Here is a 13055-nt window from a genome sequence, read left to right as displayed (position 1 = left end):
CAAGGGGTTGCGCGGTTTTTGTCGGACGGATGGGCGGGCGCTGTGACGGTATCGGTACAGGCTGGGTAACAGTTTGTACCGAATTTGTCACACCTTGTGACTGGGCGGTCTTGCCAGCATTGCAATGCGCTGGAGCCTGGAGGATGCTCAGTGGGCGTTATGGACCGCGTAGGACCTCTCGGGAGAATAATAAGAGATGCAAGACAACCATTTGAGTCGCCATGCCCAGCAGGTCATGACCGTCACCCAGGGCAAATCCCATTTGCACGGTCCTGGCAGTGATCCGTCCATTGCCCGTTCGTGGTTGCGTTGTCTTGAGGATTATCACCTCGACCCATCCCTGACGATGGCGCCCACGGTACTGGAGCACGGCCGCGTGCTGGAAAGCCGCGAGCGTTTGCAGCAAGTGCTGCATATCGCCGGTACTGAAATGACCAGCCTGCACCAGCAATTGTCCGGCGCCGGTCATGCCGTGCTGCTGACCGATGCCCGGGGGGTGATTCTCAACTGTGTCACGGCGCCTGCCGAACGCAAGATCTTCGAGCGTGCCGGCCTCTGGCTGGGCGCCGACTGGAGCGAAGCCTGCGAAGGCACCAATGGCATCGGCACCTGCCTGGTGGAGCGTCAGTCGCTGACCATCCACCAGGATGAACATTTTCGCGGGCGTCACACCGGCCTGACCTGTTCGGCGAGCCCCGTGTTCGACCCGCATGGCGAGCTGCTGGCGGTGCTCGACGTGTCCTCGGCGCGCCACGATGTATCGCGCCAGAGCCAGTTCCACACCATGGCCCTGGTCAACCTCTCGGCGAAGATGATCGAGAGCTGTTATTTCCTGCGCTATTTCGATAATCAGTGGCTGCTGCGCTTTCACCTGCAAGCCGAGTCCGTCGGTCTATTCAGCGAAGGCTTGCTGGCATTCGATGGGGAAGGGCGGATCAGCGCCGTCAACCAGAGCGCCCTGAATCTGTTGGGGCACATTCGCGGCGGGCTGCTCGGCAAGCCCGTCGAGGCGTTTTTCGACTGTTCGCTGGACGAGCTGCTCGGTCGTGCAAGTATCAATGCCAGCGCCAGTTGGCCACTGCGCACCCGTGACGGGCGCAACCTGTTCGCCTTGTTGCGCGGGCAATCGCGCAGTATTGCGGCACCAGTGGTAAAGAGCCCGGTAGCGCCGCAGCAACCGCGTCCTGCCGGCATTTGCCTGGGGGATACGTCGCTGCAGGAGGATTTTCGCAAGTCCTTGCGAGTCTTCGAGCGTGACGTGCCGCTGCTGATCAACGGCGAGACGGGCTCGGGCAAGGAGGCCTTTGCCAAAGCGGTGCACAACGCCAGTCAGCGCTGCGAAAAAGCCTTCGTCGCGCTCAATTGCGCGGCCATTCCCGAAAGCCTGATCGAGAGTGAGTTATTCGGCTATCGCGGCGGCAGTTTCACTGGCGCGCGCAAGGAAGGCATGCGCGGCAAGTTACAGCAGGCGGATGGCGGCACTTTGTTCCTGGATGAGATCGGTGACATGCCCCTGGCCTTGCAAACCCGCCTGCTCAGGGTGCTGGAAGATCGCCAGGTGGTGCCGATCGGCGGTGAACCGGAGGCGGTGGATGTACGCATCATCAGTGCCACTCACCGTAACTTGCTGGGGCGGGTGCAGGACGGCAGTTTCCGCGAAGACTTGTATTACCGGCTCAATGGACTCGAAGTCGCGTTGCCGGCGCTGCGCGAACGCACCGATAAATCGCAGCTGCTCGATTTTCTGCTGGCCGAGGAGGCCGGCTCGGACGCTGTGCTGATTGAGGAGCCTGCGCGCCAGGCGCTGCTCGGGTTTGCCTGGCCGGGGAATGTGCGGCAACTGCGCAATGTGCTTCGCACCTTGGCGGCGTTGTGCGACGGCGGGCGGATCGGTCTTGCGGACTTGCCGGCAATGATTCGCCAGGCGCTGCCGCAAACGGATATTGCCCCTTTCCCATCGGAGCATCCGCTGGAGGATGCCGAGCGGTTGGCCTTGCTCAATGCGCTGGAGCAAACGCGCTGGCACATGACTCACACGGCCGAGCAGCTGGGTGTCAGCCGAAATACCCTGTATCGCAAACTTCGCAAGCACGGCCTAAGCCGATCCCTGTAGGCGGTGATCTTGAAACACAGGGTGCGTATTTGGCCTCCCTAGGCTAACCTGCGGCCATGTTTTACGAGGTCGATTATGCACATTCATATTCTTGGTATCTGCGGCACTTTCATGGGTTCGATGGCGGTCCTGGCCAAAGAGCTGGGTCACCGCGTGACAGGCTCCGATGCTAACGTCTACCCGCCAATGAGCACTCAGCTAGAGGCTCAGGGCATTGAATTGACCCAGGGTTACGATCCCGCGCAACTTGAGCCGGCTCCGGATCTGGTGGTGATTGGCAACGCCATGTCCCGCGGTAACCCGGCTGTCGAATACGTCCTGAACAAAGGCCTGCCGTACGTCTCGGGCCCGCAGTGGCTGGCAGACCATGTGCTGCAAGGTCGCTGGGTGCTGGCCGTCGCCGGGACCCATGGCAAGACCACCACCAGTAGCATGCTTGCCTGGGTGCTGGAACACGCGGGCATGAGCCCGGGTTTCCTGATCGGCGGCGTGCCGCAGAATTTCTCGGTGTCGGCGCGTCTGGGTGATACGCCGTTCTTTGTCATCGAAGCAGACGAATACGACAGTGCCTTTTTCGACAAGCGCTCCAAATTCGTTCATTACCGTCCGCGCACCGCGATCCTGAATAACCTTGAGTTCGATCATGCGGACATCTTCCCGGATCTGCCGGCTATCGAACGCCAGTTTCACCATTTGGTGCGAACCATCCCGAGTGAAGGCCTGGTGATCCATCCGACTACCGAGCCGGCGTTGCTGCGGGTGATCGACATGGGGTGCTGGACGCCTGTCCAGACCACGGGTGCTGGCGGTCAGTGGCAGGTCAAGCTGCTGAGCGAAGATGGCTCGAAGTTCGAAGTGATGTTCGAGGACAAGGTCCAGGGCGTGGTCGAGTGGGACATGACCGGTCAGCACAACGTTGCCAATGCCCTGGCGACCTTGGCGGCGGCGCGACATGTCGGCGTGGTCCCGCCCATGGGAATTGCGGCTCTGAGCGCTTTCAAAAGCGTAAAGCGGCGGATGGAGAAAGTTGCGGAAGTTCGTGGCATCACCATCTATGACGACTTTGCTCACCACCCGACGGCTATTGCCACGACGCTAGACGGCCTGCGCAAGCGCATCGGGGACGCACCGCTGATTGCGATCATCGAGCCACGCTCCAATTCCATGAAGCTCGGCGCACACCGTGATGGCCTGCCGGAAAGCGTGGTCGATGCCGACCAGGTGATCTGGTACGCCCCGGCCAATCTCGGATGGGACCTGGGCGCCACCGCAGCGCTGTGCACGGTGCCGTCGATTGTCAGCGACTCCCTGGAAGGCATCATCGAGCGCGTGAAGAGCCAGGCCCAGCCCGGCACACACGTGGTTATCATGAGCAACGGCGGCTTCGGCGGCCTTCACGGCAAACTGGCCGAGGCGCTGCAATGAACAACGGCCCGGAACGCATCACGCTGGCGATGACCGGTGCTTCGGGCGCGCAATACGGTTTGCGCCTGCTGGACTGCCTGGTGCGTGAAGATCGCGAAGTGCATTTTCTGATATCGAAGGCGGCGCAACTGGTGATGGCCACTGAGACAGACGTTTCGCTGCCGCCGAAAACCCAGATGATGCAGGCGTTCCTGACCGAATACACCGGTGCTGCCGCCGGGCAGATACGCGTCTATGGCAAGGAAGACTGGATGTCGCCAGTGGCATCGGGCTCCGGCGCGCCGGCGGCGATGGTGGTGGTGCCCTGTTCCACCGGGACTTTATCGGCCATAGCCACGGGAGCCTGTAACAATCTGATCGAAAGGGCGGCCGACGTGACCTTGAAAGAGCGTCGCCAACTGATCCTGGTGCCTCGTGAAGCGCCTTATTCGAGCATTCATCTTGAACACATGCTCAAGCTGTCGAACATGGGCGTTACCATTCTGCCAGCGTCGCCGGGCTTTTATCATCAGCCGCAAACGATCGATGATCTGATCGATTTCGTCGTGGCACGGATTCTAAACCTGCTGAACATTCCCCAAGACATGCTGCCGCGTTGGGGCGAACACCACCTGACCAGCGATGAATAAGCTGCTGGTGATTGTCCTCGCACTGCAATTGGCCGGTTGTGCCACGGCGCGCACGCTGGATGCGGCCAAGCCGGGTGCGCCGGTCGTTTATGCGGGGACCCGGCTGGATTTGTATGCGTTGAATGGTGGGTGCTGTGCCATGGATCGCTTTGGCGCTGAGGCACCGAGTTACCCGGGTGTGGACCTGCCCGCGAGTGCGTTGCTGGACACGCTGTTGTTGCCGTTGTCGTTGTTGACGGTGATTGGCGTAAGTTTCCAGGCGACCGGGGGATTGTAAGAATCTAAAGATCGCAGCCTGCGATCTTTTGACCTTATTTGCCTAACTTACGTAATTCATCAGATTCAACCACCCGAACCCCATCCTGCTCCTCCAGCGCCAGGCGCCACATCGCCCGTGCTAGTTGGCACGCTTCGATCCCATGGTATTTTCCCGGAATCAATCGAGATAATGGCCCGGCGACTTTTTCAGCCAGGCGCGGTTCAACCCGGTCACCCAGCAGCAGAGAAGGGCGGCAGATGGTTAATTGCGGCCAGTCCTGCGCGCGCAAGGCTTGTTCCATCTCGCCTTTGACCCGGTTGTAGAACACCGAGGATTTCGGATCAGCGCCCAGCGCACTGATCACGATCAAATGCCGTGCGCCCATTTCCCGCGCGCGTTTGGCAAACGCCACGACCATGTCCAGGTCCACGGCACGAAACGCCTGTTCCGAGCCGGCCTGCTTGATGGTAGTGCCGAGGCAGCAGTAGGCGATGTCCACGCGCCCGTTGAGTTGGGGTAGAAACACTGCGGGGTCGCCGACAGGGTTTTCCAGGTGGGGGTGCTTGGCCAATGGCCGGCGTGAGGGCGCCAATACCCGGGTAATCGTGGGTTCATTGAGCAGGCGGTCAAGCAAGTGTTCACCGGTCAAACCGGTAGCTCCGGCAAGCAATACATGCTGAGGCGTCAAGTACATAGTGTTTCTCCCTTGATACTGTTCAGCTTAGTTGCTCTTTGCATCCTTGCTGCCGACAGACACACTTTGCAGCGCCTTGCGTGCTTGCTGCTTGCGCAATAACTGCCAGTGCGACAGGACGGTCTTGGGCGCCCATATCTGCGGTTCGGATGCTTCGAAGTTGTCGGCGAGTTCGCGCTCGGCCACGGTGGCCTTGGCCAGTTTGAAGGCTTGTTCCAGATCGTCGGTCTGGTTCAGCGCCTGGGCGAAAAGGGCATCGCCGAAATAGGTGAAGTTGGCTTCCTCGGAACATCCGAACGACACGCGATCAGCCCGTGAGGCGGTCATGATCAGGGTGCGTTCATCCTTGAGGGGCGGGATGAAACCGCCGGAGTAGCACGCGGAAATTACGATGATTTTATCGCGGTTTTTCAGCGGGGCCAGCACTGCAGCAAGCTCGTCTGCAGGCAGATCTGACAACTCCATGCGCGGCTGATCCAATACCAGTTCGTGTTCGCTGGTGCCATGGCTGGTCAGGTAAATGAAAATCAGGTCTTCCGGTCCGCTGCGCTCGGCCAGGGTCGCCGCGGCGCGGCGCAGGTTTTCCCGGGTGGCCATCGGTCGATCCACCAGGTGGTCGCGATGGTTGACCAGGCGGATCTGGCCAAACGCACCAAAGCGGCTGCTGAGCATGTTACTGACGTAATCGGATTCGCGCAGGAACACGCTCTGCTTGCCATCACCCCCAAGGGTCAGGGTGTAGAGCTCGACGGCCGGCGTCGAGGCCGGCACGCTCGCCAGGGCGTCGTCCAGCAACCGGCCCTGAGCCAGCAGGCCAAGTTCAAGACTGTCGGGAAGCAGCTTGCCCTCGGCGTCGCGAACCCTCTGGCCAGCGATCCAGGTACCGCTTTGCACGGTGCCATCAGTCAATACCAGCGTGCCGCGGCCCGAGTAGCTGTCATTGTCGAACTGGCCAACGTAGAAACTGCCGTCCGCAAGGTTCAATCGCCCGGGCCCGCTGAAGCGCCAGTCGCTGAACTGGCCAATATAATGGCTACCATCGGCGCCAATCAGTTCGCCTTTGCCATTGAGCGAGCCTTCCTTGAATTGCCCGAGCCAGACATCGCCGTCGGCGTTCTCGTAGCGGCCTTTGCCGTGCAGCTGGTTATTCTTGAAGCTGCCGACATAGATATCGCCATCAGCACTATTGAACGTCCCGTTACCTTCGAGCTGACCGTCGACGAAATGGCCGGTGAACTGGTTGCCGCTGGCATCGCCGCGCTGGCCTTCACCGTTGGGTTTGCCATGGGCGAACTGGCCCTGATAGGAACTGCCGTCCTCGAGCTCAAGGCGACCCAGTCCTGAATATTGATCGGCCTTGAACTCGCCGCGGTAGGTCATGCCGTTTTCTTTGAGGGTACCTTCGCCGTCCCGTCGACCGGCCTTGAAGCCCCCGGTGTAGCTGCTGCCATGGGTGGTCAGCGTACCCTGGCCATCGAACAGGCCTTGATTGAATTGTCCGCGATAGACTTCGCCATTACTGCCGTGCCATTCGCCCTGGCCGTGCCATTGGCCCTTGTCGAACTCGCCGGCGTACCAGCTGCTGTTCGGATAATCGACCCGCCCCTGGCCTTGCAGCAATCCGTCCACCAGTTCGCCGCGATAACGTCCGCCGTCCGGCAGGCGAGCGTCAGGCGGCAGCAGCGATTCGCCGTCTCCGCAAGCGGTCAGCAACAGGGTCAACGCGAGGAGGGCAATCGAGCGCATAGCGGGATCCGGGCAATTAGGCGACCGAGTATGCCGCAGCTCCATGACCTTATATAGCCAGGAAGACAGGAGAAGGCGCGAAACAGCATGAGCTGCTTCGCATCCAGGATCATTTACACGAAGCAGAGCGACAGCGGTTCAGCGATATAAGCCGGTTTGTCCGAACCTTCGATCTCAAGCGTGGCGGTGGCCTTGAGCAGCCACTGGCCGGGCTTTTTCTCGGTGACTTCGGTCAGGTCAACCTTGAGGCGGACCTTGGAATTGACCTTGACCGGCTGAATGAACCGCACGCTGTCGAGGCCATAGTTGACCACCATCTTCAGGCCTTCAGGCAGTATGAGGATGTCCTCCATCAGCTTTGGAATAAGCGACAGCGACAGGAAACCGTGGGCAATGGTGCTACCGAATGGCGTTTGCGCGGCTTTGACCGGGTCGACGTGGATGAACTGGTAGTCCCCTGTGGCTTCGGCGAACAGGTTGATGCGCTCCTGGTCGATGGTGAGCCATTCGGAACTTCCAAGTTCCTTGCCGACATAATCTTTGAGCTCTGCAACTGGAACATAGGGCATTGAGACTCTCCTTGGGTTCATCGGATTTATAGTTTTTGAGGTGGGGGGTCAGACCTCCCGAATTACCACTTTAGATCATCACGGCCGCGTACTGCGGTCAACTGAACATGCTTTTGGCGAATGCCGGTCCATAGCGTGGGCATGCTTATAATGATCGGCCCGCCATTGCGGGTGACGGGTTTGGCGGGAGACGAGGATGTTGTTACGAGGTTTGACATGGCTGGTGCTGTTCCAATTGCTGGGCACGGCGATCAATCACCTGTTTCTGCCGGTGTTGCCGGGGCCCATCGTCGGCCTGCTGTTATTGCTGGCATATCTGATCAGTCGCGGGCAGGTGGGCGAGCCACTGAGCCTGGCGGCCAGCAGCCTGCTGCGTTACCTGCCGCTGCTGCTGGTACCGCCGGCAGTTGGGGTCATGGTGTACGCCAAGGATATTGCGGCGGATTTCTGGGCCATTGTCGGCGCACTGGTGTTGTCGCTACTGCTTTCGATGGCGTTTGCCGGAATGCTGATGCAGCGCTTGGTCAAGCGCCATGTTACACCTGAGGACGGCCAATGATCTTTGACTGGCAGGGCGCCTGGACGTCAGTGATTCACCATCCATTGTTCGGCATTGGCATCACGCTGGGGGCTTACCAGCTGGTGCTGGCGGCATTCGAGAAAACCCGCTGGATTTTTTTGCAGCCGGTGCTCGTGTCCATGCTGTTGGTGATCGCAGTGCTGGTCGGTTGCGGCATTACCTATGCCGAGTATCGCAAAAGCACCGAGATCCTGAGCATCCTGCTGGGGCCGGCGACTGTGGCACTGGCTGTGCCGCTCTACCTGAACCTGCGGCGGATTCGGCAGTTGTTCTGGCCGATATTTACTACGCTGGTGATAGGCGGGGTGGTGGCCACCGGTCTTGGGGTGTTGCTCGGCTGGTCGTTCGGCGCTGAACACATGATCCTGATGACCATGGCGCCCAAGTCCGTGACCTCGCCGATTGCCATGCTGGTAGCGGAGCAGATTGGTGGAGTGGCCGCGCTGGCGGCGGTGTTTGTGCTCATCACCGGGGTAATCGGGGCGATTTTCGGACCTGGCCTGCTGAATCGACTCGGGGTCCACAGCCCGGAAGCTCGCGGCATGGCGCTGGGCATGACGGCCCATGCGGTGGGCACTTCGGTGGCCCTGCAGGAAAGTGAAGAGTGCGGCGCCTTCGCGGCGCTGGCAATGAGTCTGATGGGCGTGGCCACGGCGGTTTTCCTGCCGTTGGCGGTGTCGATGGTGGTGTAAGGAAAATGTCTATGAGCTTGCCGCTTTTTCCACTGAACACAGTGCTGTTTCCTGGCTGCATCCTCGACTTGCAGATTTTCGAAGCGCGCTACCTGGACATGATCGGTCGCTGCATGAAACAGGGCGGCGGGTTCGGCGTGGTGTGCATCCTCGACGGCGAAGAGGTTGGTCTTGCGCCCGATGGCTATGCGTGGGTCGGCTGTGAGGCACTGATTACCGATTTCAAACAGCAGGCCAACGGCCTGTTAGGCATTCGCGTGCAGGGCGGCAGGCGCTTCAATGTGCTGCGCACCGAGGTCCAGCGCGATCAGTTGACGGTCGCCGAGGTCGAGTGGCTGGAAGACGAGCCGGAGCAACCGTTGCAGGACGAAGATGCGGACCTCGTGGCCTTGCTCAAGGCATTGGCCGAGCACCCGATGGTCGAAGCGTTGAACATGGGCACCGAAGCAACTGGGCAGCAGTCGTTGGCCAATCAGTTGGCGTACCTGTTGCCGTTCGCCGAAGTGGACAAGATCGATTTGCTGCAACTCGATGATCCGCAGCAACGGCTGGATGCCATCCAGGCGCTGCTCGATGAACTGCAAGGCGAGTTGTTCGCCTGATCGGCACGCACTTGTGTAGAAACCTCAGTAGGCGTAGCGCAGCATGGCGTGTGGCAGGTGGCGCAGGGCGAAGAAGCTGAACAGTGTCGCCATTGCCGGCAGTATCAACCACCAGACTTTTGGTGGCATGGCCTTGAGTTCTTCACTGCGCTGTATTGTCCACAGGCTCGCTGCACAGACACCGGCCGCCAGCACCGCCCCCGCCGTAATGTCGGTCGGCCAGTGTGCCCCCAGGTAGACCCGCGACAAGGCAATCGCAAGTGCCGGCAGGCAACCCACCAGCAGCCAGGTCAGGCGCATGCGTGGGGGGTGCCCGCGACCGGCCAAAACCGCCAGGGTCAGGAACAGCGCAAACGCCCCGGAGGCATGGCCGCTGGGCATGCTGTAGCTGGTGAGCGGATCGCTGAGAACTTCCGGGCGTAGCCGGGCAAAAAACTGTTTGGCCCCGGTGTTGGCCAGCGCCGTAATCAATAGCGTTGCGCCGGCGAAGACCGCCTTGCGCCATTGGCGCATCACCAGCAACAGGGCGACGAGCAGTGTGCTGAACAGCAGCATGTTGCGGAATTCACCGATAATCGTCAGCGTCACGGCGACTTCATCGAGCGTCGGGCTGCGATGTTCCTGTACCAGTGTCATCACCCCCTGGTCGAGTGCGGTCAGGTGCGGGTAGCCGATAAATAGCCCGGCCAGAATCAGCAGGCTCATGCTGGTAATCAACACCGTCGCCTTGCGATGGCGGCGTATGCTGCTGGTGATGCTCAGGCCGACCATCACCGCAATACTGCCCGCCACGATGCCCGCTTCTGGCCAGAAACCTTCCGGCAAGGGCAGGCGAATCGCCGCGCCGGCGGCCCAGCCAGGCAGAAGGTAGGCGACGCTCCAGCCAGCAGCGGCCAGCAGGCTTACCGCGGCAAAGCGCGGGAAGGGCATGTCGAACATCCCAGCGACCATGGGCAGCATGGGACGTAGCGGGCCGATGAAGCGGCCTACCAGTAAACTGGCGATGCCGTAGCGCTGGAAATACGACTCCGCGCCGGCAATCCATTCCGGATGATGGCGCAAGCCAGGCAGGCGGCGGATGTTCTGGTGAAAATGTCGCCCGATGAAGTAAGAAGCGACATCGCCCATCACCCCGGCGACAAACCCCAGCAGCAATGTCTCGCTCAACGACAGCGCGCCGCTGCCGGCCAGCACTGCCACGGCAAACAACAACACTGTGCCTGGGACGATCAGCCCTGCAATCGCCAGGCACTCGACAAAGGCCACGATGAATAAAGCCGCAGCCAGCCACTGAGGGTTTGCCGCGAGCCATCCGGTCACGCTATCGAGCCATGGGCCCATAAAAACAACTCCATCGAATTTATATAAGCGTCCTCAGTGGACGAACACACGCTTCAACACACCACCGAATCCTGGAGCGAGCTTGCTCGCGATGGTCGCTAACGATAGCGAGTGCTTTCTGGATCAGCGCGGCGCTCTGGTAAACATCGCGAGCAAGCTCGCTCCTGCAGGGGGCTCGATTATTCAACTCAGCAAAATGTAATCCCGCCCTTCGACCTGCCCGCGTCGCAGGGGGTTGCGCGTGCAGTACGGCGCATACGCTGCCTCCACGAAGCGATACATCAAGTGTTCATCGCGCCCCAAAGGGATCCCGAGCCGGGTGGTCTGGATCACGTGGCCAGGCGGGGCGCCCACGTCTTCCACCAGCAGCGCCTCATGGTCAAAACGCCTGGTATCCCAGACCGGCACCTTCAAACCTAGCGCCTTGCACAGCAATGTCTGCCCTGCGCAGAGCTTTTGCGAGGTCCGTGGGCGCCCTTGAGCATCGGGATTGTTCAACAGCATTTGCGCCAGGCTGGCCGGCCCGCTCAGTTCATCGACCCATGGATAGGCCGATTTGATCAATACGGCATTGCCCGGGCCCTGGGCGCTGAAATTCAGCGAGTCACCGCCGCGGGCGTAATACATATAGATGTGACCGCCATCCAGAAACAAAGCTTTACGCTTTTCTGTGTAGCCGAGCGAGGCGTGGCTGCCTTTTTCTTCGAAATAATAGGCCTCGGTCTCGATGATCCTGGCGCTGAGCCACAAATCACCGACCCGGTGCCGAATGACTTTGCCCAGCAGATCCCGCGCGAGCGTCTGTGCGTCGCGGTCAAAAAAGGCATCCGGCAGCGCGTGGGGCTTGAGGTCGCAGGCGGATGAGGCAGTCAGGTTGGTCATGACGAACAGCGTTTATCGGGGCTGATAGAGCAGTGAGGATAACAATATGCACCTTAATTACGGCTGAACGTCGGCAAATTGAAGTCCATTTCGACCATCCGCCCGTCACCGCTGTTAGTCGCGGGTCGCGACAGCTATAATCTGCCGCTTTATTCTTTAACAAGACCTAGCAAAGACCACTCCAGACCATGACTGAGTCCGTTCTTGACTACATGACCCGCCTGGGTCGCGCTGCCCGCGAGGCTTCTCGCGTCATTGGCCGTGCCAGCACCGCGCAGAAAAACCGCGCCCTGCAGGCTGCTGCCAATGCGCTGGACGCGGCGCGCGTCGAGCTTGCCGCTGCCAATGAGCTGGATCTGGCGGCCGGTCGTGCCAATGGCCTGGAACCTGCGCTGCTAGAGCGCCTGGCACTGACGCCTGAACGTATCGACGGGATGATCGTCGGTCTGCGACAGGTCGCTGCCTTGCCCGATCCTGTCGGCGCCATTCGCGACATGAGCTTTCGGCCTTCAGGTATTCAGGTCGGCAAGATGCGTGTGCCCCTGGGTGTGATCGGGATCATCTACGAATCGCGTCCCAATGTGACCATCGATGCGGCCAGCCTTTGCCTCAAGTCAGGTAATGCGACCATTTTGCGTGGCGGTTCCGAGGCCATTCACTCCAATCGCGCTATCGCGGCGTGCATCCAGCGCGGCCTGGCCGAGGCCGAATTGCCCGCCGCCGTAGTGCAAGTGGTAGAAACCACTGATCGTGCCGCCGTTGGCGCGCTGATCACCATGCCTGAGTACGTCGATGTCATCGTACCCCGTGGTGGCCGCGGCCTGATCGAGCGAGTGAGCCGCGATGCTCGCGTGCCCGTGATCAAGCACCTGGACGGCATTTGCCACGTTTATGTCAGCGCTTACGCCGACCTGGCAAAAGCCCAGCGCATCGCCTTCAACGCCAAGACCTACCGATATGGCATCTGCGGTGCAATGGAAACCCTGCTGGTAGACGCAACCGTTGCCAAGGATTTCCTGCCACCCATGGCCGCCCAGTTCCGCGAGAAAGGCGTTGAGCTGCGCGGCTGCGCTCGTACCCGGGTGATCATCGATGCGATCGTGGCAACCGATGATGACTGGAACACCGAATACCTGGCGCCCATCCTGTCGATCCGCGTAGTCGACGGGCTGGACGAAGCTATCGAGCACATCAACCAGCACGGCTCCCATCATACTGACTCGATCGTCAGCGAAAGCCTCGCCGACACGCGGCGCTTCGTCGCCGAAGTCGATTCGGCATCGGTGATGATCAACACGCCGACCTGCTTCGCCGACGGGTTCGAATATGGATTAGGTGCCGAGATCGGCATTTCTACTGATAAGCTGCACGCCCGCGGACCCGTGGGCCTCGAAGGCTTGACCTGCGAGAAGTACATCGTGGTCGGCGATGGCCAGCTGCGCGGCCAGGCGTCGATTTGACTTGGGCGACCTCGACCTGACAGCGCCGGCCACCCCCGACGAGCCTGCCCCGCGACGCGTAGG

13 protein-coding genes are annotated in these 13055 nt (G+C 60.6%); 8 read left to right on the top strand and 5 right to left on the bottom strand.

Going from position 1 to position 13055, the window contains the following annotated elements; all coding sequences use genetic code 11:
• Positions 1-196 precede the first annotated feature (196 nt).
• The 4 genes from L9059_RS27265 to L9059_RS27250 all read left to right on the top strand — a co-directional run bounded on the left by L9059_RS27265 (position 197) and on the right by L9059_RS27250 (position 4444).
• Positions 197-2113, top strand: coding sequence for a sigma-54-dependent Fis family transcriptional regulator (locus L9059_RS27265; RefSeq protein ID WP_247294031.1), 1917 nt, complete (start codon positions 197-199; stop codon positions 2111-2113).
• Between the two features lie 75 nt (positions 2114-2188).
• Positions 2189-3538 (top strand): UDP-N-acetylmuramate:L-alanyl-gamma-D-glutamyl-meso-diaminopimelate ligase, encoded by a 1350-nt coding sequence (gene mpl / locus L9059_RS27260; protein WP_247294030.1) that lies wholly within the window; start codon positions 2189-2191, stop codon positions 3536-3538.
• The gene (ubiX, locus tag L9059_RS27255) at positions 3535-4167 is read left to right on the top strand and encodes a flavin prenyltransferase UbiX (RefSeq protein WP_045061515.1); all 633 of its coding nucleotides are present in this window, start codon (positions 3535-3537) and stop codon (positions 4165-4167) included. Before mpl ends, ubiX begins: the two co-directional genes overlap by 4 nt.
• Positions 4160-4444, top strand: coding sequence for a YceK/YidQ family lipoprotein (locus tag L9059_RS27250; RefSeq protein WP_247294029.1), 285 nt, complete (start codon positions 4160-4162; stop codon positions 4442-4444). Before ubiX ends, L9059_RS27250 begins: the two co-directional genes overlap by 8 nt.
• Positions 4445-4478: 34 nt before the next feature.
• On the opposite strand, the gene L9059_RS27245 is transcribed toward L9059_RS27250, so the two are convergent.
• From L9059_RS27245 to L9059_RS27235, 3 genes are all read right to left on the bottom strand, one after another.
• Positions 4479-5120 (bottom strand): oxidoreductase, encoded by a 642-nt coding sequence (locus L9059_RS27245; RefSeq protein ID WP_247294028.1) that lies wholly within the window; start codon positions 5118-5120, stop codon positions 4479-4481.
• A 27-nt stretch (positions 5121-5147) separates the two neighbouring features.
• Positions 5148-6866 carry a C13 family peptidase gene (locus L9059_RS27240; protein ID WP_247294027.1) on the bottom strand — a complete coding sequence of 573 codons (1719 nt, stop codon included), beginning with the start codon at positions 6864-6866 and terminating at the stop codon, positions 5148-5150.
• Between the two features lie 113 nt (positions 6867-6979).
• Entirely contained in the window at positions 6980-7435 is a 456-nt protein-coding gene (locus L9059_RS27235) for a MaoC family dehydratase (RefSeq protein WP_247294026.1), read from the bottom strand.
• Between the two features lie 196 nt (positions 7436-7631).
• On the opposite strand from L9059_RS27235, the gene L9059_RS27230 reads away from it, so the two are divergent.
• From L9059_RS27230 to L9059_RS27220, 3 genes are read left to right on the top strand one after another with little or no spacing between them, the layout of a single operon-like run.
• Positions 7632-7994 (top strand): CidA/LrgA family protein, encoded by a 363-nt coding sequence (locus L9059_RS27230; protein ID WP_247294025.1) that lies wholly within the window; start codon positions 7632-7634, stop codon positions 7992-7994.
• Complete coding sequence (locus tag L9059_RS27225; protein ID WP_247294023.1) at positions 7991-8707, top strand: LrgB family protein; 717 nt, start codon at positions 7991-7993, stop codon at positions 8705-8707. Before L9059_RS27230 ends, L9059_RS27225 begins: the two co-directional genes overlap by 4 nt.
• 11 nt (positions 8708-8718) lie before the next feature.
• Positions 8719-9309, top strand: a complete 591-nt coding sequence (locus L9059_RS27220; RefSeq protein WP_247294021.1) for an LON peptidase substrate-binding domain-containing protein — start codon at positions 8719-8721, stop codon at positions 9307-9309.
• Positions 9310-9333: 24 nt separating this feature from the next.
• Here L9059_RS27220 and L9059_RS27215 read toward each other — a convergent pair whose 3' ends face one another.
• Together L9059_RS27215 and L9059_RS27210 are read right to left on the bottom strand one after the other, a co-directional pair.
• Positions 9334-10650 (bottom strand): bifunctional DedA family/phosphatase PAP2 family protein, encoded by a 1317-nt coding sequence (locus L9059_RS27215; protein ID WP_247294019.1) that lies wholly within the window; start codon positions 10648-10650, stop codon positions 9334-9336.
• A 183-nt stretch (positions 10651-10833) separates the two neighbouring features.
• Positions 10834-11532 carry a DNA-3-methyladenine glycosylase gene (locus tag L9059_RS27210; RefSeq protein ID WP_247294017.1) on the bottom strand — a complete coding sequence of 233 codons (699 nt, stop codon included), beginning with the start codon at positions 11530-11532 and terminating at the stop codon, positions 10834-10836.
• Positions 11533-11720: 188 nt separating this feature from the next.
• On the opposite strand from L9059_RS27210, the gene L9059_RS27205 reads away from it, so the two are divergent.
• Positions 11721-12992, top strand: coding sequence for a glutamate-5-semialdehyde dehydrogenase (locus L9059_RS27205; RefSeq protein ID WP_247294015.1), 1272 nt, complete (start codon positions 11721-11723; stop codon positions 12990-12992).
• Positions 12993-13055 lie beyond the last annotated feature (63 nt).

The organism is Pseudomonas violetae, assembly GCF_023072615.1.
GTDB classification, from domain to species: Bacteria; Pseudomonadota; Gammaproteobacteria; order Pseudomonadales; family Pseudomonadaceae; genus Aquipseudomonas; species Aquipseudomonas violetae.
This window is presented reverse-complemented; position numbering and strand designations above follow the sequence as displayed.

Bases quoted from the DNA above. Each gene is read 5' to 3' on its own strand.
- L9059_RS27265 (WP_247294031.1), top strand. From the start codon at position 197: ATGCAAGACAACCATTTGAGTCGCCATGCCCAGCAGGTCATGACCGTC.
- mpl (WP_247294030.1), top strand. From the start codon at position 2,189: ATGCACATTCATATTCTTGGTATCTGCGGCACTTTCATGGGTTCGATG.
- ubiX (WP_045061515.1), top strand. From the start codon at position 3,535: ATGAACAACGGCCCGGAACGCATCACGCTGGCGATGACCGGTGCTTCG.
- L9059_RS27250 (WP_247294029.1), top strand. From the start codon at position 4,160: ATGAATAAGCTGCTGGTGATTGTCCTCGCACTGCAATTGGCCGGTTGT.
- L9059_RS27245 (WP_247294028.1), bottom strand. From the start codon at position 5,120: ATGTACTTGACGCCTCAGCATGTATTGCTTGCCGGAGCTACCGGTTTG.
- L9059_RS27240 (WP_247294027.1), bottom strand. From the start codon at position 6,866: ATGCGCTCGATTGCCCTCCTCGCGTTGACCCTGTTGCTGACCGCTTGC.
- L9059_RS27235 (WP_247294026.1), bottom strand. From the start codon at position 7,435: ATGCCCTATGTTCCAGTTGCAGAGCTCAAAGATTATGTCGGCAAGGAA.
- L9059_RS27230 (WP_247294025.1), top strand. From the start codon at position 7,632: ATGTTGTTACGAGGTTTGACATGGCTGGTGCTGTTCCAATTGCTGGGC.
- L9059_RS27225 (WP_247294023.1), top strand. From the start codon at position 7,991: ATGATCTTTGACTGGCAGGGCGCCTGGACGTCAGTGATTCACCATCCA.
- L9059_RS27220 (WP_247294021.1), top strand. From the start codon at position 8,719: ATGAGCTTGCCGCTTTTTCCACTGAACACAGTGCTGTTTCCTGGCTGC.
- L9059_RS27215 (WP_247294019.1), bottom strand. From the start codon at position 10,650: ATGGGCCCATGGCTCGATAGCGTGACCGGATGGCTCGCGGCAAACCCT.
- L9059_RS27210 (WP_247294017.1), bottom strand. From the start codon at position 11,532: ATGACCAACCTGACTGCCTCATCCGCCTGCGACCTCAAGCCCCACGCG.
- L9059_RS27205 (WP_247294015.1), top strand. From the start codon at position 11,721: ATGACTGAGTCCGTTCTTGACTACATGACCCGCCTGGGTCGCGCTGCC.